The sequence below is a fragment of the Stenotrophomonas sp. YJH_SMC_36 genome, from assembly GCF_059369935.1.
In genome coordinates, this window is sequence record NZ_JCAFTD010000006.1 from 245,130 (window position 1) to 271,086 (window position 25,957).

At 64.7% G+C, this 25,957-nt stretch carries 23 protein-coding genes, 1 tRNA gene and 1 pseudogene; 13 read left to right on the plus strand and 12 right to left on the minus strand.

What is annotated here, in order from left to right; translation table 11 throughout:
* The first annotated feature begins 54 nt into the window (after window positions 1-54).
* Together AC5P76_RS13265 and hutC are read left to right on the plus strand one after the other, a co-directional pair.
* Window positions 55-1,425: a formimidoylglutamate deiminase gene (locus AC5P76_RS13265; protein WP_495222774.1), complete on the plus strand. Its 1,371-nt coding sequence runs from the start codon at window positions 55-57 to the stop codon at window positions 1,423-1,425.
* Window positions 1,426-1,452: 27 nt separating this feature from the next.
* A complete protein-coding gene (gene hutC / locus AC5P76_RS13270; protein WP_053515504.1) occupies window positions 1,453-2,181 on the plus strand; it encodes a histidine utilization transcriptional repressor HutC in 729 nt (242 codons plus the stop codon).
* A gap of 24 nt (window positions 2,182-2,205) precedes the next feature.
* On the opposite strand, the gene AC5P76_RS13275 is transcribed toward hutC, so the two are convergent.
* From AC5P76_RS13275 to AC5P76_RS13285, 3 genes are all read right to left on the minus strand, one after another.
* Window positions 2,206-3,210, minus strand: coding sequence for a restriction endonuclease (locus AC5P76_RS13275; protein WP_262218778.1), 1,005 nt, complete (start codon window positions 3,208-3,210; stop codon window positions 2,206-2,208).
* 237 nt (window positions 3,211-3,447) lie between these two features.
* Window positions 3,448-3,939, minus strand: a complete 492-nt coding sequence (locus AC5P76_RS13280) for a phasin family protein (RefSeq protein WP_180876863.1) — start codon at window positions 3,937-3,939, stop codon at window positions 3,448-3,450.
* A gap of 80 nt (window positions 3,940-4,019) precedes the next feature.
* Window positions 4,020-4,295 carry a polyhydroxyalkanoic acid system family protein gene (locus AC5P76_RS13285; RefSeq protein WP_053515509.1) on the minus strand — a complete coding sequence of 92 codons (276 nt, stop codon included), beginning with the start codon at window positions 4,293-4,295 and terminating at the stop codon, window positions 4,020-4,022.
* Window positions 4,296-4,419: 124 nt separating this feature from the next.
* Here AC5P76_RS13285 and AC5P76_RS13290 point away from each other — a divergent pair, with 124 nt between their 5' ends.
* The 4 genes from AC5P76_RS13290 (at window position 4,420) to aroA (ending at window position 9,103) form a co-directional block, all read left to right on the plus strand.
* Complete coding sequence (locus tag AC5P76_RS13290; protein ID WP_074899240.1) at window positions 4,420-5,223, plus strand: FHA domain-containing protein; 804 nt, start codon at window positions 4,420-4,422, stop codon at window positions 5,221-5,223.
* 162 nt (window positions 5,224-5,385) lie between these two features.
* Window positions 5,386-6,471: a 3-phosphoserine/phosphohydroxythreonine transaminase gene (serC, locus tag AC5P76_RS13295; RefSeq protein WP_053515512.1), complete on the plus strand. Its 1,086-nt coding sequence runs from the start codon at window positions 5,386-5,388 to the stop codon at window positions 6,469-6,471.
* Window positions 6,472-6,523: 52 nt separating this feature from the next.
* A complete protein-coding gene (gene pheA, locus AC5P76_RS13300) occupies window positions 6,524-7,720 on the plus strand; it encodes a prephenate dehydratase (RefSeq protein ID WP_253119991.1) in 1,197 nt (398 codons plus the stop codon).
* A 75-nt stretch (window positions 7,721-7,795) separates the two neighbouring features.
* Complete coding sequence (gene aroA, locus AC5P76_RS13305; RefSeq protein ID WP_128987791.1) at window positions 7,796-9,103, plus strand: 3-phosphoshikimate 1-carboxyvinyltransferase; 1,308 nt, start codon at window positions 7,796-7,798, stop codon at window positions 9,101-9,103.
* 135 nt (window positions 9,104-9,238) lie between these two features.
* Here the strand turns inward: aroA and AC5P76_RS13310 are convergent, their stop codons facing one another.
* Together AC5P76_RS13310 and AC5P76_RS13315 are read right to left on the minus strand one after the other, a co-directional pair.
* Window positions 9,239-9,808 carry an energy transducer TonB gene (locus AC5P76_RS13310; RefSeq protein ID WP_053515518.1) on the minus strand — a complete coding sequence of 190 codons (570 nt, stop codon included), beginning with the start codon at window positions 9,806-9,808 and terminating at the stop codon, window positions 9,239-9,241.
* Between the two features lie 119 nt (window positions 9,809-9,927).
* Window positions 9,928-10,566 carry an energy transducer TonB gene (locus AC5P76_RS13315; RefSeq protein WP_180876858.1) on the minus strand — a complete coding sequence of 213 codons (639 nt, stop codon included), beginning with the start codon at window positions 10,564-10,566 and terminating at the stop codon, window positions 9,928-9,930.
* A 113-nt stretch (window positions 10,567-10,679) separates the two neighbouring features.
* Between AC5P76_RS13315 and serS the strand changes: the two genes are divergently transcribed.
* Window positions 10,680-11,960 (plus strand): serine--tRNA ligase, encoded by a 1,281-nt coding sequence (serS, locus tag AC5P76_RS13320; protein WP_253119989.1) that lies wholly within the window; start codon window positions 10,680-10,682, stop codon window positions 11,958-11,960.
* 63 nt (window positions 11,961-12,023) lie between these two features.
* On the opposite strand, the pseudogene AC5P76_RS13325 reads toward serS, so the two are convergent.
* Window positions 12,024-12,128: pseudogene (locus AC5P76_RS13325) on the minus strand (SH3 domain-containing protein); the annotation flags it as partial.
* A gap of 236 nt (window positions 12,129-12,364) precedes the next feature.
* Window positions 12,365-12,952 carry an FMN-dependent NADH-azoreductase gene (locus AC5P76_RS13330; RefSeq protein WP_074899233.1) on the minus strand — a complete coding sequence of 196 codons (588 nt, stop codon included), beginning with the start codon at window positions 12,950-12,952 and terminating at the stop codon, window positions 12,365-12,367.
* Window positions 12,953-13,076: 124 nt separating this feature from the next.
* Between AC5P76_RS13330 and AC5P76_RS13335 the strand changes: the two genes are divergently transcribed.
* The 3 genes from AC5P76_RS13335 to AC5P76_RS13345 all read left to right on the plus strand — a co-directional run bounded on the left by AC5P76_RS13335 (window position 13,077) and on the right by AC5P76_RS13345 (window position 14,544).
* A complete protein-coding gene (locus AC5P76_RS13335) occupies window positions 13,077-14,069 on the plus strand; it encodes a LysR family transcriptional regulator (RefSeq protein ID WP_053520355.1) in 993 nt (330 codons plus the stop codon).
* Between the two features lie 105 nt (window positions 14,070-14,174).
* Window positions 14,175-14,264: transfer RNA gene (locus AC5P76_RS13340), tRNA-Ser, on the plus strand.
* 85 nt (window positions 14,265-14,349) lie between these two features.
* On the plus strand, window positions 14,350-14,544 hold the full coding sequence (locus tag AC5P76_RS13345) for a DUF6538 domain-containing protein (RefSeq protein WP_429000975.1): 195 nt from the start codon (window positions 14,350-14,352) through the stop codon (window positions 14,542-14,544).
* 356 nt (window positions 14,545-14,900) lie between these two features.
* On the opposite strand, the gene AC5P76_RS13350 is transcribed toward AC5P76_RS13345, so the two are convergent.
* Entirely contained in the window at window positions 14,901-15,650 is a 750-nt protein-coding gene (locus AC5P76_RS13350) for an abortive infection family protein (protein WP_317233204.1), read from the minus strand.
* A 116-nt stretch (window positions 15,651-15,766) separates the two neighbouring features.
* Between AC5P76_RS13350 and AC5P76_RS13355 the strand changes: the two genes are divergently transcribed.
* Complete coding sequence (locus AC5P76_RS13355) at window positions 15,767-21,367, plus strand: DUF3320 domain-containing protein (RefSeq protein ID WP_253119985.1); 5,601 nt, start codon at window positions 15,767-15,769, stop codon at window positions 21,365-21,367.
* 147 nt (window positions 21,368-21,514) lie between these two features.
* Here AC5P76_RS13355 and AC5P76_RS13360 read toward each other — a convergent pair whose 3' ends face one another.
* The 3 genes from AC5P76_RS13360 to AC5P76_RS13370 are packed head-to-tail and all read right to left on the minus strand — an operon-like array spanning window position 21,515 to window position 23,764.
* Window positions 21,515-22,024 carry a hypothetical protein gene (locus tag AC5P76_RS13360; RefSeq protein WP_253119982.1) on the minus strand — a complete coding sequence of 170 codons (510 nt, stop codon included), beginning with the start codon at window positions 22,022-22,024 and terminating at the stop codon, window positions 21,515-21,517.
* Between the two features lie 25 nt (window positions 22,025-22,049).
* Complete coding sequence (locus tag AC5P76_RS13365) at window positions 22,050-22,577, minus strand: hypothetical protein (RefSeq protein ID WP_128989615.1); 528 nt, start codon at window positions 22,575-22,577, stop codon at window positions 22,050-22,052.
* Complete coding sequence (locus tag AC5P76_RS13370) at window positions 22,574-23,764, minus strand: PAAR domain-containing protein (protein ID WP_253119979.1); 1,191 nt, start codon at window positions 23,762-23,764, stop codon at window positions 22,574-22,576. The genes AC5P76_RS13365 and AC5P76_RS13370 overlap by 4 nt, the downstream gene beginning before the upstream one ends.
* Before the next feature lie 515 nt (window positions 23,765-24,279).
* Between AC5P76_RS13370 and AC5P76_RS13375 the strand changes: the two genes are divergently transcribed.
* Window positions 24,280-24,687 carry a hypothetical protein gene (locus AC5P76_RS13375; protein ID WP_065176240.1) on the plus strand — a complete coding sequence of 136 codons (408 nt, stop codon included), beginning with the start codon at window positions 24,280-24,282 and terminating at the stop codon, window positions 24,685-24,687.
* A 109-nt stretch (window positions 24,688-24,796) separates the two neighbouring features.
* A complete protein-coding gene (locus AC5P76_RS13380) occupies window positions 24,797-25,228 on the plus strand; it encodes a hypothetical protein (RefSeq protein WP_253120035.1) in 432 nt (143 codons plus the stop codon).
* Here AC5P76_RS13380 and AC5P76_RS13385 read toward each other — a convergent pair.
* The gene (locus AC5P76_RS13385) at window positions 25,225-25,869 is read right to left on the minus strand and encodes a hypothetical protein (RefSeq protein WP_253119975.1); all 645 of its coding nucleotides are present in this window, start codon (window positions 25,867-25,869) and stop codon (window positions 25,225-25,227) included. The genes AC5P76_RS13380 and AC5P76_RS13385 overlap by 4 nt on opposite strands.
* Between the last annotated feature and the right edge of the window lie 88 nt (window positions 25,870-25,957).

Sequence of the window (25,957 nt, forward strand, 5' to 3'; positions counted from 1 at the left end):
CGGCTGTGCTTATATGTCTATACAATATAGGTGTCCATTTCGGGTTGTCCAGCCATGTCCGATTCGCGTTCCCCGTCCTGTTTCCATGCCGCCCACGCGCTGCTCGCCGATGGCTGGGCCCGCGATGTCCGCCTGCAGGTGCAGGCGGGGCGCATCGCCGCGATCGACGTGGGGCAGCCCGCGCAGGATGGGGATGCCCGGGTCGGCATCCTGGTGCCGGGCCTGCCGAACCTGCACAGCCATGCGTTCCAGCGCGGCATGGCCGGCCTGACCGAGATCGGGGGCGGCGACGGCGACAGCTTCTGGAGCTGGCGCGAACTGATGTACCGCTTCCTTGCCTGCCTGCGCCCGGACGCAGTGCAGGCCATCGCTGCCCAGGCATACATGGAGATGCTGGAAAGCGGCTTCACCCGTGTCGGCGAGTTCCATTACCTGCACCACGATGCGGAGGGGCGGCCCTACGCCGACCGGGCCGAGATGAGTGCACGTATTGCCGCAGCCGCGGCACAGACCGGCATCGGCCTGACCCTGCTGCCGGTGTTCTATGCCCACGCCGATTTCGGTGGTGCAGCGCCGAACCCGGCCCAGCGTCGGCTGATTCACGACGTGGACGGTTTTGCGCGGCTGCTGGAGGGTGCCCGTGCTGCGCTGGCTGCGTTGCCCGATGCGGTGCTGGGCATCGCCCCGCACAGTCTGCGGGCCGTCACCGGCGATGAACTGGCAGCACTGCTGCCGTTGAACGAGGGCCCGGTGCACATCCACATCGCCGAGCAGGTGCGCGAAGTCGACGCCTGCCTGGCGTGGAGTGGACAGCGTCCCGTGCAGTGGCTGTACGCGCACACCGAGGTGGACGCGCGCTGGTGCCTGGTGCACGCCACCCACATATCCGATGACGAGCGCGCCTCCATCGTCGCCAGCCGGGCCGTCGCCGGCCTGTGCCCGATCACCGAAGCCAATCTGGGCGATGGCCTGTTCCCGATGCAGGCGTTCGCACGCGAAGGCGGGCGCTTCGGCGTGGGGTCCGATTCCAACGTGCTGATCGATGCGGCCGAGGAACTGCGCCTGCTCGAATACGGCCAACGCCTGGCGCTGCGCGGGCGCAACGTGCTGGCTGCCGATGCCAGCCGCAGCAGCGGCAGATTCCTGTTCGAGGGCGCGCTGCACGGCGGCGCACAGGCGTTGGGCGTGGCCGCAGGTCTGCAGGTCGGGGCCAGTGCCGACCTGCTCGAACTGGACGCCGCACACCCCGCGCTGCAGGCGCGACGGGATGACGCATGGCTTGACAGCTGGGTGTTCGCCGCACGTAATGGCGCGCTGCGATCGGTCTGGCGCCATGGCCGCCAATGCGTGGCCGAAGGCCGCCACCTCCAGCGCGAGGCGATCACCACCGCCTTCGCTACCGCCCTGCGCGGCGTGCTGGGCTGATCGCTTCCCGCCACCGAGACCTGTCACGTGAAGGCCAGCAAGTCCGCCACGCTCAACCAGCGCATCCGCAGCGACCTGGAAAGCCGCATTCTCAGCGGAGAGTGGGCGCCGGGTTTCCGCATCCCCTATGAGCACGAACTGATGGAGCAGTACGGCTGCTCGCGGATGACCGTCAACAAGGTGCTGACCGCGCTGGCCGAGAGCGGCATGATCGAGCGTCGCCGCCGGGCCGGTTCGTTCGTCGCCCGGCAGCCACCGCATCTGGAACAGGTGGCGCTGGAGATTCCGGACATCGCGATGGAGGTCGGCTCGCGTGGCCACCAGTACGGGTACCGGCTGCTGCAGCGCGAGCTGCGCCTGGCCGACGCCGGCAATGCCGGTGAAGTGGAGCTGGCCGGCAGTGAAATGCTGCTGGCGATGCGCTGCCTGCATCTTGCCGACGGCCGCCCGCTGGCGCTGGAGCACCGGTTGATCAGCCCGGTGGGTGTACCGGAGGTGCTGGAGGTGGACTTCAGCACCACCGCGCCGGGCAGCTGGCTGCTGCAGAACGTGTCCTGGACCCGGGCGCAGCACCGCATCAGCGCGTGGGGTGCGGACACGGCGTCTGCCCGCCTGCTGGACGTGAAGCCGGGCACCGCCTGCCTGGTGATCGAACGCCTGACCTGGCGGGGCGAACAGCCCATCACCCGCGTGCGCCAGGTGTTCCTCGGCGATGCCTGGGATCTGGTGGCCCGCTTCGCGCCCGGCGCGCGCTAGAGCGCACGCTTCCGCGCGTTCAGATCAATACGTCGCGCACTGCCGCCAGCGCACCGGCTCATCCACGCCGGGGCGGGCATTGAGCTGCACGCGCACCGTGCGCAGCGCGGGGTAGCGCAGGACCTGCGTGCAGACGCGCGGCCATACATCGTCAAGTTCGCCGGTGCGGTTGATCGCCAGGGTCTGCCGGGTCAGCCAGACGCCGCTGGCAATGCCGGGCTGTCCAGCCAGCGCCCGGGCCAGATCCGCCTGGTAGCGGTCAAGGGTCGCCATATCCGGGTTGGGATCGCTGTGGCCATCGTCCGCCGGCGTGGAAACGGCAGCAGCAGGCGCCGCCGCTGCCGGTGCGGGCGCCTGGGAGACAGCGGCAGGCGCCGCGGCGGCGATGTCGGCGGGGGCAGGGGCGGTCACCGCCTGCGGCGCCGGTGACGCCAGGTGCAGGCCCTGCAGGCCCAGGCCGACCAGCAGGCCGACGGTTACCGAGGCCAACGCGGCAATGGCGATGCGACGCAGGGCCTCGTGGCGCGCAGTGGCGCGCACGCGCGCATCGATGTCGGCCGGCAGATAGGGCTGCAGCAATGGCCACAGGCGCGGGCCGTCCAACACCTCCACGGCCTGCAGCTCGGCGGCACTGCGGCCATCGCGCTGGATCCGGCCTTCGGTGATCAGCACGCCGCCCTTGGCCCCGGCCAGCCGCGCTGCCGCGCCCAGTTCGTTCACCGCAGCGGTACCGATGCGATAGGCCAGGCCATGCTTGCAGGACACCCGCCAGGTATTGGGGCCATCGCTGAGCAGGAAATCGCTGCTGGGCTCGCGGGCATCCTCGGCAGGAAACTCCAGTTCGCGCAGGCCGCGCTGCTCGCGCAGCATCCGCTTGACCAGCGCGGAGAACTCCCGCCAGTGCATGCCGGCCAAGGCCTGCAGGCCCAGTTGCATCTCCTTCTGCCGCCGCTTGATCCACCACAGGTGAACGACGGCCAGGGAACAGATAAGCAGGGCCGACAGCAGGGCCAGAATCCAGGGAAGCATGCAGGGAGAGCGCGGAAGGGGCGAAAACGGAAGCGGACAGTGTAAAGCGCGCACTGCCTGGCAGGGTCAGGACGTTCCCCACAGCAAGCGTGATGGAACGCTCAGATCGGCGTTCCGCAGGCACGAAAAACCCGCCAATCCTGAAGCCGTGAGGGGAGGGAACAAACGGCAGGCGAAGCGATTGGCGGGTTGCTCGCGATTGTCAGGCAAATTTTATTGCATTGCAACAATCCATCGTCAGGGCACGCTGCCCGGCGACTGGTGGCTGCCCGGGGCCGGCGCATCGCTGCCCGAGGCCGCCCGCGTCTCCAGCTTGGCCAGGCGCGCATGAAGGGCGTCCAGGCGTGCCTCCAGCGCGGTGAGCTCGTCGGCGGTGGGCACATGCAGGCGCCTGAGCACGCCCTGCACCTGGTCGTCGAAGGCCTTTTCGACCTTGTTCCAGGTGCCCGAGGCCTTCTCGCGCGCCTCATCCAGCGAGGACTCGACGTTGTCGCGCCATCCCGGGCCCTGCTCGCTGGCGCGCTCACGGCGGCGGGCCTCCCAGGCCTCGCCTTCCTTCACCAGCCCATCGAAGAAACGGCTGCCTTCGGCCTGTGCCCGGCCCAGCGCACCCAGTCCGGCCAGCCAGACCTGCTGGGCCGAATCGCTCAGCTTGCGTGAGAAGCGTCCGGCCTGTTCACCAAAGGTGGCGTCGTCGTCGCGGCGGTCGTCGTTTTCGTAGCGGTTCATCGCACTTCCCGTGGGAGTTGGACCTGCCCCGAGAGTAGCGCGCGCCGCCGTTGCAGGGCCGTGACGGCCGCTGTCGTGGTTCAGCCCAGCTTTTCCTTCAGCACGCGCTGGATTTCGCTTTCGACCATGCCTTTCATTGCCGACAGCAGGAAGCCGAGCTTGGCGGTCACCCGCACGGCGCCCGGCTGCAGCTCGATCGCGCCGTCCACGCCGCTGCCGGAGAAATTCAGCACATCGGCGCTCCACGAGGACTTCAGGCCAAAGCGCTCGGCCAGCTTGGCGGCAACCTGTTCGATCGCCTCGCGCGCCTGTGCGTCGGGCAGGGCGTGGGCGTGGCGGACATCGATGGTGGACATGCAGGCTCCTGGCGCAGGGCGGGGTGATCAGAGAGGGCGAGCATTGTGCGCATCGATCGCGTCCGCGCCAAGCGCTCATCCGGGGTTCTTCTTCGATGCCGGCCAACCTGCTAGGCTGCGCCGCGTGCAGAACCTGCTTGTTCACTTCAGTCAACAACAACAGCCCGACCAGCCGCTGCGGCCCGGGGTGCAACGCATCGTGCGCCATGCCAACGGCAGCGTGCGGCTGGGCGAAGCAGGCAACGGCGCGTTGCTGCTGGCGCAGTTCTGCATGGATGATCGCGGCCTCTGGCTCCAGGTCGGCAACGGCATCCGCGGCATCCATGTCAACGGCCGTCCGGTACGGCGCATGGCGCTGCTGCGCGCCGGCGATGCGGTGTATGTCGATGGCGTGGAAATGGTCCTGCGGGGCGAAGCCGAGAGCCTGCTGCAGGCGCCGTCACCGGACGGCGAAGATGCCGGCGACGAGCAGCGCCTGTTGCGGGGCGTCGGTGGCCTGCACCATGGCCGCAGTTTCACCTTGTCGCGCGCCCGCGTGATCGGCCGCGGCACCGAGGCCGACATCGCCATCGACGATCCGGCGTTCGCCGAACAGCACGCGCGCGTGGAAGTGCACGGCGATCGCGTCCTGCTGCGTGACCTGGGCAGCGCCGATGGCACCTGCGTCAACGGCGTGGCCGTGCGCCACTGCTGGCTGCAGCCGGGCGACCAGGTGGTATTCGATGGCCAGCACCGTTTCGTGCTGGAAGTGCCGCGTGATCCGCGCCGGCGGCCGCTGGCGGCCGAGGATGAGTCCAGCCGCGAGGCCGAACGGGCGCCCGCGGAGCCCCTTCCTCCGCGCCGGGTCCGCCGCTGGCCGTGGCTGCTGGTCAGCGCACTGCTGCTGGCTGCGCTGCTCAGCCTGCTGCTCTGGTTCGGCGCGCGCTGAGCCTGTCGTCTCCGTGCTTCGGGCAGGCGCCGGCCTAGGTCGGCGACTGCCGGCGCAGTGCCGCGGGCGATGGATTCCGATGAAACCAAATTTCCCTTGCCGCGCAAGGCCGCAAGGCTGGTGCACTGCGGCATACTAGGGATCTTGCCCCACAGGTGTGACATGACGCGCGCGTTCAACTTCAGTGCCGGCCCTGCAACCTTGCCGGAATCGGTCCTGCGCCAGGCGCAGGCGGAAATGCTGGACTGGCACGGTACCGGCGCCTCGATCGTGGAAATGAGCCATCGTGGTGCGGAATTCATGTCCGTCGCCGCCGAGGCCGAGGCGGACCTGCGCCGCCTGCTCGACATTCCCGAGGACTACGCCGTGCTGTTCCTGTCCGGCGGCGCCACCACCCAGCAGGCGTTGATCCCGCTGAATTTCGCAAGCCCTGGCCAGCGTGCCGACTACGTGGTCAGCGGCCACTGGGGCAGGACGGCGGTCAAGCAGGCCGGCCCCTATGTGGACGTCAACATCGCTGGCAGCAGCGAGGACGGGGGCTACCGCGAGCTGCCCGCGCGCAGCAGCTGGCAGCTTTCGCCCGATGCGGCCTATGTGCACATCACCGCCAACGAGACCATCCACGGCGTCGAGTTCCGTGACGTGCCCGATACCGGCGATGTGCCGCTGGTGGCCGATTTCAGTTCGTCCATCGCCAGCGAACCGCTGGATGTGCGCCGCTACGGCGTCATCTACGCGGGCGCGCAGAAGAACCTGGGCCCGGTCGGCATCGCGGTGATGATCATCCGTCGCGACCTGCTGGAGCGCAGTGGCCAGCCGCGCGCGGACATCTTCGACTACCGCTCGCACGTGGCGCGCGACTCGATGCTCAACACCCCGCCCACCTGGAACTGGTACCTGGCGGGGCTGGTGTTCAAGTGGATGCTGGCTGAAGGCGGCGTGGCCGAGTTCGCCCGGCGCAATGCGGCCAAGGCCGCGCTGGTGTACGGCGCCATCGATGCGTCCGGCGGCTTCTATCGCAATGAAGTCGCGCACGCGGCGCGTTCGCGGATGAACATCCCGTTCTTCCTGCCCAACGCCGACCTCGATGCGCGTTTCGTCGCCGAGGCCAAGGCCGCCGGCCTGCTGGCGCTGAAGGGTCACAAGGTGGTCGGCGGCATCCGTGCTTCGCTGTACAACGCCATGCCGCTGGCGGGTGCGGAGGCGCTGGTCGCCTTCATGGCCGACTTCCAGCAGCGCTACGGCTGAGCAATGAACGGCGCGCACCGTCGGGTGCGTGCCCACGCAACAGGGAATTCCGATGGCAAGCAAATCCAGCAAGAAGGCGCCGAAGCAGGCCGCACCGGCCAAGGACAGCGCTGCGTCCAAGGGCACGTCCAAGGCCAGGGCTGCATCGACGCCGGCCCCCACCCAGGCGCCGCTGGCACTGGCCGACGTGCGTTCGAAGATCGACCAGATCGACCGCGACATCCAGCGCCTGATCGCCGAGCGCGCGCAGTTCGCCCACCAGGTCGGCAAGGCCAAGGGCAAGCTTGCCGCCGCCGTCGATTACTACCGCCCCGAGCGTGAAGCACAGGTGCTGCGCATGGTGGTGGACCGCAATGAAGGCCCGCTCAGCGATGAAGTGCTGGTGCACGTCTATCGCGAGATCATGTCGGCCTGCCTGGCCCAGCAGGAGCCATTGAAGATCGGCTACCTCGGCCCGGAAGGCACCTTCAGCCAGCAGGCCGTGCTCAAGCATTTCGGTCGCTCGGCGCTGGGCCTGCCGTTGGCCAGCATCGAAGAAGTCTTCCAGGAAGTGGAAGCGGGCAACGCCGATTTCGGCGTGGTGCCGGTGGAGAACTCGGGGCAGGGCACCATCCAGATCACCCTGGACATGTTCCTGACCTCCAACCTGAAGATCTGCGGCGAAGTGGAACTGCGCGTGCAGCAGTACCTGATGTCGCGCAGCGGCCGCATCGAGGACATCGAACGCGTCTACGGCCACCCGCAGTCGTTCATGCAGACCTCGGCGTGGATGCGCGCCAACCTGCCCAAGGCCGAGAAGATTCCGGTCTCCAGCAACGCCGAAGGCGCACGCCGCGCGCGCAACGCCGACGATGCGGCGGCCATCGGTGGCGAAAGTGCCGGCCACGTGTACGGCCTGAAGAAGGTGGTGACCAAGCCGATCCAGAACGATGCCGACAACACCACCCGTTTCCTGGTGGTGGGCCGCAACATCTTCCCGACCTCCGGCCATGACCGCACCTCGGTGCTGGTCTTCATCCATGACAAGCCGGGTGCGCTGTTCGACGTGCTCAGTCCGTTCGCGCGGCACGGCATCAGCATGAACCGCATCGAGTCGCGGCCTTCGCACCAGGGCAAGTGGGAGTACGGCTTCTTCATCGACCTGGCCGGCCACATCGACGACGCGCCGATGCAGGCCGCGCTGGCCGAACTGGAAGCACACTCAGCGCAGATCAAGGTCCTCGGCTCCTATCCGGTGGCCGTGCCCTGATGCCTGCCGCGGTGGCCGCGGCCACCGCCCCTTGATGCACCGCCGGCCCGCCGGCGTCTACGGAATGATCGAACGATGAGCAACGCGCAACACTGGATCGCCCGCAAGGGCCAGCCGCTGCAGGGCAGCCTCACCATTCCCGGCGACAAGTCGGTTTCGCACCGTTCGGTGATGTTTGCCGCGCTGGCTGACGGCACCTCTCACATCGAGGGTTTCCTGGAAGGCGAAGACACCCGCGCCACCGCGCGCATCTTCAGCCAGCTGGGCGTGCGCATCGAAACCCCCAGCCCGTCGCAGCGCATCGTCCACGGCGTCGGCATCGATGGCCTGCAGGCGCCCAGCGCAGCGCTGGACTGCGGCAACGCCGGCACCGGCATGCGCCTGCTGGCGGGCCTGCTGGCCGGGCAGTCGTTCGACTGCACCCTGATCGGCGACGAATCGCTGTCCGGCCGGCCGATGCGCCGTGTCACCGGCCCGCTGTCGCAGATGGGCGCGAAGATCGATACCCAGGACGATGGCACGCCGCCGCTGCACGTGCATGGTGGCCAGGCACTGCACGGCATCGCGTTCACCTCGCCGGTGGCCAGCGCGCAGATCAAGTCGGCCGTGCTGCTGGCAGGCCTGTACGCACAGGGCGAAACCAGCGTCGTCGAACCGCACCCCACCCGCGACTACACCGAGCGCATGCTGTCCGCGTTCGGCGTGCAGATCGAGTTCTCGCCGGGCAAGGCGCGCCTGCACGGTGGCCAGCGCCTGCGTGCCACCAACATCGCGGTGCCTGCCGATTTTTCCTCGGCAGCGTTCTTCCTGGTGGCCGCCAGCATCATTCCCGGCTCCGAGCTGCGCCTGAAGCAGGTGGGCCTGAACCCGCGTCGCACCGGCCTGCTGCATGCACTGCGGCTGATGGGGGCGGACATCACCGAAGAAAATCCAGCCGAGCAGGGCGGCGAGCCGGTCGCTGACCTGGTGGTGCGCTACGCGCCGCTGAAGGGCGCGCGCATTCCCGAAGCGCTGGTGCCGGACATGATCGATGAATTTCCGGCCCTGTTCGTCGCCGCCGCCGCTGCCGAAGGCAAGACCGTGGTGAGCGGCGCAGCAGAGCTGCGGGTGAAGGAGTCGGATCGCCTGGCAGCGATGGCCACCGGCCTGCGCGCGCTGGGCATGCAGGTGGATGAAACCGAAGACGGCGCGACCCTGCATGGCGGCACGCGTCTGGGCAGCGGCACCATCGAAAGCCACGGCGACCATCGCATCGCCATGGCCTTTGCCATTGCCGGCCAGATCAGCGACGGCGAAGTGCGGATCAACGACATCGCCAACGTGGCCACCTCGTTCCCCGACTTCGACGGCCTGGCACGCAGCGCCGGATTCAACCTGGCCTGACCTGCACCGCAACCGCCGGGCCACGCCCGGCGGATCGCATTGCGCGGTAGGTGCCAACCTTGGTTGGCACGCTTTTCCGCATAAAATGACGGAGGCCGAAGCCTCCGTCGAACATCACGAACCCCTCGTCCGCGATCAACGCTGCTCGGTACGGAAATCCACCGGGACCCGCACCACACTGGCCACAGCACGGCCATCCTGCATGGCCGGCTGGAACTTCCAGTTCTGCACCGTGCGCAGGACCGCACGATCCAGGTCACGGCTGCGTTCGCCACTGCGCGACACGATCGCGGCATTGGTGACGTTGCCGCGGGTATCCACATCAAGGCTGGCGATCACGCTGCCCTGCACACCGTTACGAAGCGCAGCTGCCGGATAGTCCGGCTTGCTGTTGCTGGCGAGCGGGCGCGCCTCGCGGTTGCGCACCGCCGGCACTGCCTTGCGCTCGCTCGTGGCCGGGGTGGCCTGTCGTGCGGCAGGCGGTGCCGTTTCGGCAACAGGCGTCTGTTCGGTGGCTGGCAGCATGCGCTCGCCGACCGGTGCAGGCGCCACCTCATCCGGTCCGGAATAGCGCAGCCAGAGCAGCGCGGCCGCGAACATCGCCACGATCAGCGCGACCCACAGCCAAGGCGATGTGGCCCGGCGCGGCGTACCGTCCTGCTGCATCTGCGGCGAATGAAGGTCTTCATGGGTGGTGACAGTCATCGCAAACTCCTTACGTCGGTTGACGACGTGCCGAGTGTTGCCCGAGGCCACGGAGAAAAGTGTCAGTGTTGCGTCAACGCAACCGGGAGGGTTCAGTTTGCCTTCCGGTATGCGTTCAGTTACTGCGTCTTGAAGTCGAACGGCACTTCAATGGTGCCCGGCACCGCCTGCCCGTTGCTCTGCGCCGGGGTGAAGCGCCAGCGGCGCACCGCGTCGGTCGCTGCGCGGTCCAGGTCACGCGAGCCGCTGCGCTGGATGACGGTGACGTTGTTCGGATAGCCCGTAGCGTCCACCTCTACCCGCACCACCACACTGCCGGTTTCGCCCGCACGCAGTGCGGCGGCTGGATAGGCCGGCGGCGGCGATTGGCCCGCGATCGGCATGGGCTGGCTGCCGCCACCGGCGGCCGGCACGGTGCCGGGCGCAGCGGGTGCCGGTTCAGCCATTGCAGGCGGCGGGGGTGGGGCGGTTTCCACCAGCTTCGGCGCGTCTTCCGGTGCCGGCGCCGGCTTGGCGTCGGGCATGTCGCTGGACCCGGCTGCCGCCGGCAGGGGTTCCGGCAGAGGCTCCACCTGGGCGGTTTCCTGCGGCGTCTGCGCCGCAGGGTCGGCGCGGAAGAATTCCTTGTCGCGGCCCGTCAGCCAGACCACCACGAACAGCAGCACCCCCACGCCGAAAGCGATGCCGGCGATCTTCAGGGCGTTGCGCGGAATATGCACAGTGAACGACTTGGCGGACGACGAGCGGGGTGCAGACATGGACCGGACCAGTACGGAATAGCCCGATTCTGCCACGGCCCGAATGAACCGGGCGGCAGAAATCCGCATAACAGGCGATAATCCCGGTCCTGACACCCACCACGACACCTGCCATGCTTGATCCAGCCCTGCTCCGCCACCAGCCCGCCGACCTCGCCGAACGCCTGCGCACCAGCCGCGGCTTCGAGCTCGACGTGTCTGCCCTGGAGTCCCTGGAGGCCGATCGCAAGCGCATCCAGGTGCGGACCCAGGAGCTGCAGAGCCTGCGCAACAGCCGCTCCAAGGCCATCGGCCAGGCCAAGGCCAAGGGCGAGGACGTCTCGGCCATCATGGCCGAGGTCGCCGCCTTCGCCGACGAACTGAAGGCCTCGGAACTGGCGCTGGACGAGCTGCGCGAGAAGATCGAAGCAATCTCGCTGGGTATTCCGAACATTCCGGCCGACGACGTACCGGCCGGTGCCGACGAGAACGACAACGTCGAGCAGGCGCGCTGGGGTACCCCGCGCCAGTTCGATTTCAAGGTGCTGGACCACGTTGAACTGGGCGCCCGCAACGGCTGGCTGGATGGCGAAACCGCCGCCAAGCTGTCCGGTTCGCGCTTCACCGTGCTGCGCGGCCCGATCGCGCGCCTGCACCGTGCGCTGGCCCAGTTCATGGTCGATCTGCACACGGGCGAACACGGCTACGAGGAAACCAACGTACCGCTGCTGGTCAACGCCGAATCGCTGCGCGGCACCAGCCAGCTGCCGAAGTTCGAGGATGACCTGTTCAAGACGGCCGTCGGCGAGTCCACGCGCTACCTGATCCCCACCTCGGAAGTGCCGCTGACCAACATCGTGCGCGACGAGATCGTCGACGCCGAGCGCCTGCCGCTGCGCATGACCGCGCATTCGATGTGCTTCCGTGCCGAGGCGGGCAGCGGCGGCCGCGACGTGCGCGGCATGATCCGCCAGCATCAGTTCGAGAAGGTCGAGCTGGTCTCGATCTGCCAGCCGGAAGACAGCGAGGCCGAGCACCAGCGCATGACCCGCTGTGCGGAAGTCGTGCTGGAAAAGCTGTGTCTGCCGTACCGCAAGGTGCTGCTGTGCACCGGCGACATGGGCTTCGCGGCGGTGAAAACCTACGATCTGGAAGTCTGGCTGCCGTCGCAGGAAACCTACCGCGAGATCTCCTCGTGCTCGAACTGTGGTGACTTCCAGGCCCGCCGCATGCAGGCGCGCTGGCGCAACCCGGCCACCAGCAAGCCCGAGCTGGTGCATACCCTGAACGGCTCGGGCGTGGCGGTTGGCCGTGCGATGATCGCGGTGATGGAAAACTACCAGAACGCCGACGGCAGCATCACCGTGCCGGAAGCGCTGCGCCCGTACATGGGGGGGCTGGAAACCATCGCCTGACAACCGGCTCAGGTGGGTGCCATGCTTGCATGGCACCGAATCCACGCATGGCGTGGATCTGCAATCCGGGCCTTCATAGCGCTCGCCTACCACCAGCGCCTGGCCGCGGAGCAGGGTGATCGGGTGTGGGAATTCGCTGCGGTGCGTGGTCGTCACGATGTAGTTCATGGCCCACTGTACCGTCTCCGCCGGGCATGGCCCGGCGCTACCACACCGTTCGGGTGCGGCCCGGTGTCAGCACACCGATCGGGTAGCGCCGGGCCATGCCCGGCGGGCGGAACCGGGCCACAAAAAAACGGCCCCGCATTGCGGGGCCGCCGGGGTGGGCCGGGAGGGGGGAGGGGAATCCCGGCCCGCGTTCAACGCCCAGACGAGGAGAGAGGGGCGCTGAACGCTGGAACGCGTTACGCCGCTGCCGCTTCCGCCGCCTCATGCGAGGGCAGTGCAGCCAGTGCACCGGCAATGGCGTCTTCGCGATGCTGCGGCGAGTAGGCGATGCCCTCGGCGCGCACGAACTCGACCTCGTTGATACCCATGAAGGCGAACACCTGGCGCAGGAACGGCTCCTGGAAGTCGGCCGGCGAGTCGGTGTAGATGCCGCCACGGCTGCTGGCGATGATCACCCGCTTGCCACCGGCCAGACCCACCGGGCCATTCTCGGTGTACTTGAAGGTACGCCCGGCCACGGCCACGCGGTCGATCCAGGCCTTCAGGGTGGACGGGATGCTGAAGTTGTACATCGGCGCGCCGATCACCACGACATCGGCATCGAGGAACTGCTGCATCACCTGTTCAGCATCGGTCGCCTCGGCCGCATCGGTCTTGGCCAGCGAGCTGCTGCGCAGATGCGGTACCGGATTGGCGTCAAGATCGCGATAATCGACCTGCAGGCCGTCGATCTGGTCCTTGAACCGGGCCACCACCGCTGCCGACAGCTGGCGGGAGACGGAGTTGTCGCCAAGCACGCTGGCGTCGAGATGCAGAAGCTTCATGGCAGTCACCTATGTTCTGGAAGGAAGGGCGGGTTTGCCGCCGACGGAGAGAACGATAGGTTGTTGCAAAGGCGGAATAAAGGTGGTTGAATGCCACGTATTGTTCTAGATATGGAACTCGGGTATGCATGACCTGAATGATCTGTACTACTTCGCGATGGTGGTCGACCACGGCGGGTTCGCCGCGGCCGAGCGCGCCCTGGGCATCCCCAAGTCACGCCTGAGCCGCCGCATCAGCCAGCTGGAGACCGACCTGGGCGTGCGGCTGCTGCAGCGCTCCACGCGCCGCTTCGCGGTCACCGACGTCGGCACCAGCGTGCACCGTCACGCGCAGACCATGCTGGCCGAAGCACAGGCCGCACGCGAAGTGGTGGACCGCCTTAGTGCGGAGCCGCGCGGCGTGGTCCGCGCCAGCGTGCCGGTGTCGTTGGCGCAGATGCAGCTGCCCAAGCTGCTGCCCAAGTTCCTGGAGCAGTACCCGAAGGTGCGGCTGCAGCTGAACATCAGCAACCGCCGCGTGGACATCATCAACGAAGGCTACGACGTGGCCCTGCGCGTGCGCTCGCGCCTGGACGACGATGGCAGCCTGGTGATGCGCAGCTTCGGCCAGGTGCAGGAACTGCTGGTGGCCAGCCCGAAGTACCTGGACCGCGCCGGCCGCCCGAAGGAGCCGGAAGAGCTGACCCAGCACGTCACCCTCAGCATCAGCGAGGACGAGGCGCGCCAGCGTTGGGAACTGCATGGCCCGGAAGGCGAGGTGCGCCGGGTGGACCTGCAGCCGCGCGTGGCCGGCTTCGATTTCCCGCTGCTGCAGAGCATGGTGAAGGACGGCTTCGGCATCACCATGCTGCCGGAGACCGTGTGCGCCGATGCCGTGCGCAATGGCGAACTGGAGGTGGTGCTGCCGGACTGGTCGCTGCCACAGGGCGTGTGCCACGCCGTGTTCGCCTCGCGTCGCGGCCTGCTGCCGGCGGTGCGCGTGTTCATCGATTTCCTGGCCGAGCACCTGCCGCCGCAGCTGGAGGCCTCGCGCCTGCATTGCGATGGCGCCTGCGAGAAGGCCAAGGAGCGCATCAAGGCCAGCGCGCTGGGTGCGCTGGCGGTGGATGCGGGCTGAGCCTGGAGCGGTAACGCCGGGCCAGACCCGGCCGCGACGACGGTCTTGGGTAAATCGCCCGGCCGTGCGAGAATGCGTGCCCGGTCAGCAGTGCCGGGCCGATACGGAGAGATGGCCGAGCGGTTTAAGGCACCGGTCTTGAAAACCGGCGAAGGGTTAAACCTTCCGTGGGTTCGAATCCCACTCTCTCCGCCATGCATCATATAAATCAATTGCTTGCATTTGATTTTGATGAGGAATTAAGGTTTGGGGCAGAAGACGAATCGGGACACATCTCCCGGTGCGCATTCCTCATCATCTCGTCCGATCCTCCGCCGGTCATTGGTCCTTCCGCCAGCGCGTTCCTATTGAGTTGCAATCGGTCTTGGGACGGCAGGTAGTGAAGCACCCTCTTCATACAAAAGAACTGCCGTACGAACTCGACGACTTGAAGCGCTGGGATGTGATCCTGGATATCGCGCATCGTTCGGTCTAGCGATGTGGCTTTTGCGCTGCAAGCGAGTCACCATCGACCGGCCAAAGATAATCCTCGCAACTTCTATGCTCGTCTAGCCTTCTCGCTCTTCAGACAGAACGGTAGGGCCAGCCGCCGCAGGACTGGCTGAATATCTCTTGGCGATGGTCGGGGTGCAGCTGTGACTGATCCGCCAAGCTGCGTGCCGACTTTCAGACTCAGCGGACCTACGCGTTAGGGGATCTTCAACAGCCTTGGTGGAATGATCGCTATCCCCGAACTTTGTGCCGTCCAGGCAGGCTCCGCAATCAGGCACGAAAGATCTCAGCGAGGGGCGGAGCGAGAACTGGTTGCCAGCAGTCTAGCGAGGTTGTTCGTTAGCGAAACTTGCTGTCCAAATACTGAAAAACGGTCCTTGCCGAATTGATCGTCAGCACTGCCTCATCCTTGCCTAAGAGCTCCTCATTGGCATGTGCCAAACTCCCGTGGTTTCGGGCTGGATTAAGACAGTCGATGACATTACTCAACGACCTCAAAACATTCGTCATTGTGTCTGACTGGCTTCCCAAGTCTCGCAGGTTTGGGTGCTCTGTCCGAAGAAGCTTGAATAAGTTGGTGATCGTAGCGCTTGGTGGTGCTTCCAGACCTTGTGCCTGACAGACTGCTTTGAGGTAAGCATGGAGTGCCGTGTGGATGCGATCGATCGCGTGAGTTGGGCCCGCACTTTGGATGAGCGTATCGGCGTCAGCAAGAGCTCGTGCCAAGACATCGCTGGTGATGGCTGGGCTGCTGGCTTGCACGGAAAGCCCATTGGCGCACCGCTTGGCCAGCTCTAGAAGCTTTCGATAGGACTGTGGCGTCCGGAAGTGCTCCCCACCTTGCGGATACTTTTTGGCAATGCCTCGAAGAATGGCTGCTTGTTGGTGTCCTTCAACGCCACTCAGGATGGCCATAAATCGCTCGCGCGTGGTGTTACCGCCGAAGGAGTCGGGATCTAAATCCAGGTCGCAGAAAGCTGAATAGAATTCGCGGTGGGTGCGGTAGGAGAAGTCGCCCAAGTAGCCACCCTCCACGCCGATGTACTGGTGGACCACCCAGTGGATCTCACTGCTTCGCAACTCGCCCACAGACCCCCCTAGTCAGCTGGAACACGCGTCACTTTGGGGGCATTATAGGAGACGCTTTGGGGCAGCGGGGGGGGGCATTCGACCTCCGACCAAGCCCCGTCACAGGGGAAAAGTCGATGGATCAGACGGCACTGGCAGAGGCAGGTGAAGAGTCTTCTTCGCTCCGGGGAGCAGGTGGCCTCAAGGAAAAGGTCGAAAAGGCCCGCTTGGAGCTTTTGGATCTGTCCACGCGCAATCGACTTCTTCATACCCCCAGAGGAGGGCGCGCAAAGACCATCGAGGTTGTCCATGAGTTGGCCAAGGCGATGTATCAGACCTTGGTCATCGACGGCAAACGCTTCACCTTCGTGGCGGGCAAAGAAGACCCGAAGCAAGGCGGATCACTGCCTGAGCTTGATGACGATGATGAAGCGGTCCTGCTGGATGAGGCTCCGGAAGACCTTGAACTGATCGCACAGCCCGATTTCGAACTGGATGAGAACGGGCGTGTTAAAGCGCACTGGGATGCGCATCTGACTACCCGTCTGACCCCCACAGGCCTTCAAAAGCGGCTGCTGGATCTTTATACCGATGCCCGCACTCTCCAAGAAGAGCAGGGCGTCAATGTTCTTTATTTGGCGGTCGGCTACTTGCGCTGGCGGGCCACGTCCACCCCGCAAACTGACCGCTTTGCGCCGTTGGTGCTAATTCCCGTTCAATTGGAGCGCAGCACAGCAGGCGAGAAGTTCCATCTAAGATGGACGGGCGACGACATTCAGGCCAACTTGTCATTGCAGCTTTTCTTGCAGCGTGAGTTTGGGCTTCGCTTGCCCAGCATCGATGAGTTCGAAACGCTCGATATCAATGCGTATTTAGCGGCGGTTGAAGCCATGCTCGAAGGGAGAGCGACTTGGGGCGTGCTTCGCGATGACGCCATCCTTGGCTTGTTCTCTTTTGCCAAGTTCATGATGTATCGGGACTTGGACCCGCAAAGTTGGGAAGCGCTTGGCGGATTGGAGGCAATCCCCATGCTGCGCGGGGTCGTTCAAGACGGATTCCCTGGCGCCAGGCTGACTGATGAAGCTAGCAATCTTGATCGCATCATTCCTCCCGAAAAGATGTGCCATGTTGTCGATTGCGACTCGTCCCAAGCCTTGGTGGTGCACGATGTGCTCCAAGGCAACAACATCTTGGTGCAGGGCCCGCCTGGCACTGGCAAGTCCCAAACCATCGCCAACATCATTTCCGCAGCCGTGGCTGAGGGAAAGCGCGTTTTGTTTGTGGCTGAAAAGATGGCCGCACTTGAAGTCGTGAAGCGTCGGCTGGACCATGTTGGTGTAGGTGTCGCGTGTCTGGAGCTTCATAGCAACAAGGCCAACAAGCGCTCATTGCTGGAAGAACTCCGGAAAACTCTCAATTTGGGTGACCCCCAACGAAGCAGCACCGCGCCCATCATCGAGCAGCTGACCGAGCGGCGCGACACGCTTAATGCGCATGTGGCGCGTCTTCATGAGCCACATGTCCCCTCGGCACTAACTGCATACCAAGTCTTTGGGCAGCTGGTTCGCCTGCGGCGCCTAGGCTATACGACTCAGAGTTTGCCCTTGGAAGTCCCGACCAGTTGGGCACCCCATGAGAAGGAGGCGCGCGAAGCACTGCTCCGGGAGATGATCGAGCGTGTTGAAGAGATCGGCGTGCCGAGTCAACACGCTTGGAGCGGTGTCCAGAACGATGGGCTGCTGCCGAACGAGCGCGACCGCCTCTTGACCTTGGTTGACGGGCTCGCTGGTCGATTAGGTGATTGGGAATCATCGGCTGCCGAGCTTCATGCCACGCTGGATCTTCCGCCTCCATCTCGCTTTGATGACGCTGGTCTTGCCGTCCATCGGGTCAAAGCGCTATTTGAAGCACCCAACATTGGCTCGGACGCGCTTCAAAGCGTTGTCTGGGAGGATTCGGGTCGTGCTTCGGCAGTTATCGGAGCGTTAGAAAACGCTCAGAACACCAAAGCTGCGCTTAAAGATAAGATAAGAATGGAGGCGTTGGCGCAAGATTGGCAAGCTTCCAAGCTCACCTTGAGCGCTTTGCCAAGCACCTTCGTTTTGGGGAAAGAGCTTGCGACGCTGGGTTCTGCACACAGTGCCTTGGTCCGGCTCCTGCCTGACCTCACCCGGTTGACGCAGCTTCTAGGTGAGAAGTCACCGCTGACACTGGATCTGGCCCTTCGACTGGTTGCCATTGCTGAGCGTGCGACGAGCATTCCGGAACTCGACCGCGATGCACTTGTGGCTCACATTTGGGAGCGGGGCGTCGATGCAGTAGAAGAGATCGTGGTAGCTGTTGAAACGGTCCAGCACGCCAAGTCAAACCTGTCCTCGGTCTTCCGAGACGCAGCTTGGAGCAAAGACAGCTCGGAGCTTGAAGCGGCGCGTGGGCAGTTGGCTATGCGCGGCACGAGTTTTTTCCGCTTTTTCAGTGGCGACTGGCGTCGTGCGAATAAGACAGTCCGCACGTTGCTCTCTGACCCTAAGCTCCAGGCTCTGGACATGCTTGGGTCGCTCGATGTGCTCCTGGATGCCAAGAGTGCTCAGAAGAAGATCGTCGAGCACGATGCCCAAGGACAAGAAGCATTTGGCTCAAATTGGCAGCGAGAGCGCTCAAACCCCTCATTCCTGAGAGGCGTAGTGGCCTGGATGCGCAACCTTCGTCCCTTGGGAAGCGGGGTGCGCGAGCGTTTGGCCGACATTGGTGATCGCCAATTGGCAACCGACATCGCCAAGCGAGTGAAACCAGTTCTGGAAGAGCTGGGTCGCGGCCTTTCGCCCGTGCACGAAGCGCTGTTGGCTGCTGAGCTCAATCCGTGGGGTGAAGAAACTGTCTTGAAACGCGTGGTCCTGTCGGATCTGATAGACAGGTCTGCCGTTTGGCAGGCGGCGATAGAACAAACGGCGCTCTTGCTCAACGCGGGGGAACTCGCGGTTGAGCAGGCGCTTGCTGTGATTGAAGAAGTACAGATAGCGCAAGCCGCCACCGTCGCTTACGACGCTTTGGCCGGCGACGGGGCCTCAGCTTTTGGGCCGTTGTGGTTGGCGCTTGATAGCAAGTCGAGTGAGCTTCGCCAGGTCGTGGCTTGGATTGAGCGCAACCCAGAGCTTCGCCTATTGGCAACTCGCATAGAGGATCCCCAGCCGTTTTTAGACCAGGCCGAGCGTGCGTCGTCGGCTGCTGGCATCCTGGCAGGGGAAATCATGAATCTCTTGGTTGGCCTGCAGTTCGAGGGCAATGCCGAGATCACGCAAGATTCGAGCCAAGCTCCTCTGGCGACGCTCAAAGCCCAGTTGGCAAGCTGGCAGGCTGACCCGGAAGGGCTTAGGAGTTGGGTGGCGTATTTGGCCATCGCCAAGGAAGCCAAGCGCAAAGGCCTTGGTGCGGTGGTGGATGCACTTGCTGAGGGCAACCTGGCAGTTGCTGATGCTCTGGCTGTGTTCCAACTGTCTTACTACGAAGCCGTGCTTCAAGCGCTGGTGCAGCGCGATCGAGCCCTGGCAAGCTTTGACGGGCAGCGTCAATCGCAAGTGGTGGCAAGCTTTGCAAACCTCGACCAAGAGCGCATGCAGCTCGCACGCTACGAGGTCGTTAAGGCGCATCACAGCAAGATCCCGCGTCAAGGTGGCGCGACTGGGCCGACCGCTGTCTTGATTGGAGAGATGGCGAAGAAGAAGGGGCATCTGCCGATCCGGCAACTGATGCAACGGTGTGCCCCCGCGATCCAGGCGATTAAACCTGTCTTCATGATGAGTCCGCTATCGGTGGCGCAATTCCTGCCGGCAGGGGCGCTAGACTTTGACATGCTGGTCATTGACGAAGCAAGTCAGGTCCAGCCCATCGATGCACTTGGTGCGATTGCGCGTGCCAAGCAGTTGGTGGTCGTTGGTGACGAGCGACAATTGCCGCCAACGCGCTTTTTCTCCAAGGCACTTGGCGATGGGGGGGATCGGGAAGACGATGAGGGCGGGGCGCAGGCGTCAGATGTTGAAAGCATCTTGGGCCTTTGCCGCGCCAGAGGGTTGCCTGAGCGAATGCTCCGGTGGCACTACCGAAGCCGTCATCAGTCTCTCATAGCTGTTTCCAATCATCAGTTCTATGAAGGTAAGCTCTTCATCGTTCCAAGTCCTTATACCAGTGAGGCAGGCGTTGGCTTGCGACTGCATCATCTGCCAGAGGCCATCTACGACCGGGGCAACACGCGCACAAATCCCAAAGAAGCCAAAGCAGTGGCGTTGGCGGTGCTAGCGCATGCCCAGAGCACACCTCAGCTCACGCTAGGTGTGGCGACTTTCTCTACGGCACAGCGCCGCGCCATTCTTGACGAGCTGGAACTTCTACGCCGCCAGCACCCGGAAACAGAGGGGTTCTTCGCGGATCATCCGGCAGAGCCCTTTTTCGTGAAGAGTTTGGAGAACATCCAGGGTGACGAGCGTGACGTCATCTATATCTCAGTTGGCTATGGCCGTGATGCTCAGCGTCACATGACGATGAATTTTGGTCCCGTGAGCAGTGACGGCGGCGAGCGCCGCTTGAATGTGCTCATCAGCCGTGCCAAGTCGCGGTGCGAAATATTCACCTCGATCACCGATGAGGACATTGACACCGATCGAGCCAAGGGCAAGGGCACCTTTGCTTTAAAGCTATTTTTGAACTATGCCAGGACTGGTCGTCTTACACTCGCCACGGAGGAGCGCGGCGCCGGGCAAAGCGTGTTTGAGCAAGAGGTCGCCCAAGCTCTTCGCGCGCGCGGCTACGATCTGCACACGGATGTCGGCTTGGCAGGCTTCTTTGTGGACATCGCCATTTCCAACCCTGATCAGCCAGGGCGCTACATCTTGGGAATCGAGTGTGACGGGCAATCGTATCGGGATGCTCGAAGCGCGCGTGACCGGGATCGTTTGCGTGAGAGTGTGCTGCGTGACAAGGGCTGGCAGATATACCGCATTTGGAGTTCGGACTGGTTCCACCGTCCTGAAGCGGAGCTTGAAAAGCTTGTTACGGCCATCGAACTCGCGAAATCGCATTCAGACGCCTTGGAATCCAAGGCCAAGGCCTCGCATCGCGCGGTGCCCGTTGAGATTCTGACTGTAGATCGCGGTGAAGTGGCGGAGATGGGACTCATCGAGGCACGAAGTCCGCCCGACACTGAGTCTTACATCGAGGCGTTCTTTGCCGTGCCAAGTAATCAGTTCGAATTGCATCTGGCTCCAATAGGGCAACTCGCGACAATCGTGCGCCAGATTGTTGAGGTAGAAAGCCCTATTCATCGCAGCGAGGTCGTTACGCGCGTTCGGACGCTTTGGGGCTTGCAGCGTGCTGGCTCGCGCATTCAACAGGCAGTTGAAGAGGCGATTGGGTCGGTAGTGTCACTGGGTGGGGTGCAGGTCGTCGACAAGGACTTCTTGGTCATTCCGGGGAAGGAGGTCCGCGTGCGGGACCGCTCGATGGTTGAATCATTGACACTGCGCCGTCCAGAATTCTTGCCTCCTTCCGAAATCGATTCGGCTCTGATCAAGGTCGTGCAGGACAATCTGGGCGCAAAGGCGGAGGAGTTGGTGACGATGGTATCGCGGCAGCTCGGCTACAAAAGCACGAGCCCACAGCTTCGCCGGGTCATTCTTGATCGCTGTGAGGCCCTCGTCGGGGCGGGGAAATTGGTGTCAAAGGGAGATCTTTTGGTTGTGCCCTGATTTGCCACTGAGGTTTTCGCGCTTGCTGCAGGCGATCCGGTTACCGATCACCGTCGGACGCTGTAGGCATGAAAGCCAGGCATCACTGCCGGTGGATCCTGGGAAAGGCAGTTCCTGCTGGCGCGAATCGACGTTCAGCCGGTTCTGCTACGTGCCGTCTTCTCGCGCCGATGGCGGCCCAGCCGAGACCACGGTCGCGCAGTCCGAAATGACGGGTTTCATGCCATTACCGGCCACGTCCACCATATGAAAGCAGGCACTGAACACACGCGCCTGTGCTTCACCCTTCCTGCCCGGCTTGCCGGGTGTGCGCCCCCATATTTCCACGTGGTAGCGCTTGCCCGGCCGCAGCGCGGGAGCGGACGCCGCGCCCTTGCCGTAGGTAAGGCACTGGCTGGGGGGCAGCGCGGGTTCGGTTGTCCCTTCGCGCAGAAAATCGTGCTCCCACAGCGGGATGCCACCGGTGCCCACTTCCATCACTGACACGCCGGTGACAAGGGGAGCATTGGCGCGCGTTTCATGGGTATCGGGCACGCCGAAGCAGGGCACGCCATCACGGTCCTGTATCGTCGCCTGCTGGTACCGGCCGGCTGGCGATGAACCGATGGCCATCATGGGCAGCAGCAGGCCCAGCAAGGTCAGCGGCAGTCTCGTCATGGCGTCGTCCTCAAAGAGGCATCCGCTACTTGCCGGCTGGCTGCGCAGATCGTAATGCGGAAGAGGACGCCGTTGCGCAGTCCGAAACGACAGGCTTCACCGCGCCTTTGCCGGCGACGTCCTCAACATGGAAGCAGGCGTTGAAGACGCGCTTCTGCGCCTCGCCCTCCCTGCCTGGTGCGCCGGGTGTGTAACCCGAGAGAACCACCTGATAGTACTTGCCCACCCCCAGTGCCGGGGCGGCAGTCTTGCCTGCGCCATACGTCAAGCACTGGTCTGGAGGCATCGCAGGTTCGGGAGCCCCTTCGCGCAGGAAGATGCGCTGCCATACAGGCTGATTTCCTTTACCCACTTCCGTTACTGTCACGCCGGCGATGAGTGGCGGGGCGTCACGCGTTTCACGCGTGTCGGGCACACCAAAACAGAGTGTGCCTTCTCTCTCCTGGATCGTTGCGCGCTGATAGGTTCCTCGCGGCTGCGAGCAACTGGCCATCATCGGCAGCAGCAGACCCAGCAGACCAAACAGGGCTACCGGCAATCGCACGCGCATCATCGGGTCGTCCTCGGCAGGTTGTCCTTGCTGCTGCGGTCGGCAAGGAACTGGGAGAGGGCGCGTTCCAGCTGCGCGCCGATATCAGCTGTCGCGCGATAACGGACATTGTTCATGCGCCACTGGGAGTCACGGAAGGTGACCAGGAAGTAATCTGCCAGCATATTGCCCTGTGCCTCCATGTTGTACTCATGGAACAGGCGCGTTTCGTCGAGCAGATAGTCGTAGCTCATGTTCGGCCGGGGCGCCCGTACCAGTTTGACGTTGTAGCCGAGCTGATACTGCCAGACGTGGGTCATCTCGTGGATGAAGAACTGCTGGAAATCGATGTCGTCGGCGGAGTAATCCTCCCGATAGATACCCTTCGGGAAATACATCTGCCCGTTGGGCGTCACGGCGGTGTCCTTGTCCTGGAAGCCGAAGAACATCCAGTAGCCGTGGTTATGGACCTTCACGGTGCTGTAGTCGACTGCATCGCCGAACACCAGGCGTGCCATTTCGATCTCGCCGGCGGTCATGGCGCGTTCGTGGCCAGGCGCACTTACCGGTACCACGGAGGTGCCCATGCCCTCGGCGGTGGTCACCACACCGTCCACATCGAACACTTCTGCTTCGTCGGTGCTGGCCGGTGCCGTGCGCGCACAGCAGCCGGTCGGCTGTGTCGGCGGGCGCAGTTCGGCACGCACGATGGCCTGGCTCTGCGCGGTCGATACCCGCGCCGTCTCGCCCTGCGCATTGGTGGTGCCGGAAAGGGTCTGCCCATCGGCCAGATGCAGCGTGTACGGCACCTCGGCCAACGGTGCGCCCTGCACGCCGAGAAAACGGATGGCCTGATCGAACGCGGTGGGCAGTGCGCGCGCCAGCTGTGCGGCCGTGCTGGCGACCGCGGCCGCCTTGCCGGCACCGCCTGCGGCCCCGCCGCCACCACCACCCCCTCCGCCCCCCGTGACATGCACCACGGCCTGTTGGCTGGACAACACCCGGCAGCCGCAGGCCAGCGCGCTGCCGTGCAACGCCACCGGCTGGCCGTCCACCATCAAGGTGGCATCGCCTTCAACAATTGGAAAGACGCCTTTATGCAGGGTAGGGCAGGTCGCCTTGTCGCTGACCCGCGCGACGCCGATGCCGTCGATGTCGGTTTCACTTGAGGCCGTGATGACCCGTCCGCCGCTGGAGGTCGGGTCCCCCATCACAATCCAGTTCCGTCCCATGGTTCGCTTCCATTGCAGACCAGGGCTCCATGATGCGCCGGTTCACGTCGGGTTGGCTGAATAGGCGGCGAGGCGGATGGCAGGCCGCACTGTGTCGCGACCCGCCGTGGTGCTGCGGGTTCTGGATCAACGCAGGCGTGCCTCGGTCAGCGGCGTCGAGTGAAGGCGGTCACAAGTTGATGTTTCACTCGCGGCGCTCTGTCGCGTGCTGCGCCAAATGCCGCATCTGCCTCTTTTCCAGAGGCCGCGCAGGGCAAACGATGGCCGCGCCAAGGCACCCGCCCTGGCCGGGATTGGCGTCCCGAACATACGTTGTCCGTCGAGTCGCGGTTGCACCTCCCATTGCAATCACGACAATGCACCGTCTGCCAGTTCATGGCGGACGGTGTGTGGGGATCTTTTGATCCGCCGGCATTGGACAATGTATCCGGCACGCCAACCCGCACCGTCCGCCACCTTGCCTTTGCGGGTGGCCCACCTGTGAGGTTGCCGCCATGCCTGATCTGCGCCCCGACTATCCCCGCCTGCACGCCCTGCTCGGCGATGCGCTGCGTGATCTTCCCGACGCCCTTGCTGAAAAGATGGAAGACGCCCTCAGCGATGCCGCCGCGTCCTCGCCACCGTCCGCGTTTTTCACCCATCTGCTGGGCCATGGCAGGAACCTGCGCGCGGATGGCCAGCCCTGGACCGAAACCCGCCTCAGCCCGGGGCGTGCGTTCGATCTGGCCCTGGCGACCCGATGCGCATCCGGTATCACCGCGCTGACGGCAGTGCTGCAGGCATCCCACGTGGCCCGGGAAAACGACGATCCCGACGGTTATCCCTCGGCGGCGCTGGTCCATGGCATGTTCGATGCCTGCCATGCGCTGTCGCTGCAGATCGAGCGCTGCCTCGTTCCCTGAGCCGCCTGTTGTCCCTCACGCCTCGTTTGCATTTCCGCCGTCCGCCATTGCTAAGGTCGCTGCGCACCCCGAACAGGAACCTGCAATGACCCGGATGTCCTCGCTCACGCTGCTCGCACTCTGCCTCGCCCCCACGCTGGCCTTCGCCCAGTCCGATCGCGAGGTGGCCGAACACATGGTCACCCGCGCCGCCAATGTCTGCCCCGGCCACAGCGCCGAGCGCACCACGCCCACGGTGAAGAAGGTCCCGGTCGGCGCGCTGCGGGTGATGCTCGATCGTGGCCTGGTGATGTGCCCGGACCGGCGCCTGGACGCCAGCGCGCCGGCCGTGTTCTACGGCCGGGTAGGTGTGTTCGGCTGGAACCCGGACGTTCCAGCGGCAGCGACCGTGGTCATCGGCCAGGTCGACGCGATGACGCGCAAGGACGAGTACCCGGTGGAAACCCTGGTGTGGGATGCCCAGGGCAGGGCGCTGAGCCAGCAGACCGTGCCGGCCTTCGAGCCGCGCCCTGGCGCCGCGGTGCTGTACAAGGTCCGCTAGGGCGCCATCGGAGGCGCGGTCTCCGGCACCAGCGTGAACCGGTAGCGGTTCTCGTAAAGCTTTACTTCCAGCTGTGTCCGGCCGCGCCGTTCGAGGGTGTACAGCTTGCCGGCCCAGGGGCTGCCCAGGGCCGTGATCGGATTGATGTTGCCCAGCCGGCTGGCGTCCAGATGCACCACGACGCGGTCGTCCAGGTACGCCACCTTCACCGTGCTGAAGAACGTGGCGTACTGGCCGCTGGTCATCGCGGCATAGCCGGACAGCTCCGGGTGCGCCACCAGAAAGGCGAACTGCGTGCTGAAGTCGATACCGGAAAGATCCGGCGCGCGGTACTGCGATTGCCGGGCCCACGCAGCGTCGGTGCTGTCCAGCGCATCGGCGGAGGTGATGGGGAAGAACTGGAGATCCATGTAACCGGGGCCGTTGCCATCGACGCGGGCCTGCCCGCCTTCCACCGAAGCCGACGAGACCAGGTTCGGGTAGGCCAGCGCCGGCAGCCCGCTGACACGGAACTCGCTGTGCGCCTGCACCTCCTGCGGTGGGTTGAAGAACTCGCCGACCTTCTCGCTCTGGCAGGCCGAGAGCAGGGCCAGCAGGGCCAGCGGCAACGCGCGTCCGAGCGCGGAACGGGGGTGGATCATGCGATGTGCCTCATCCTTGGGGGACGACAGTAGACCACGCTCTGCGGCAGCGGTACTGGTCCGACGCATTGCGCTGCCTGTTCAGGCA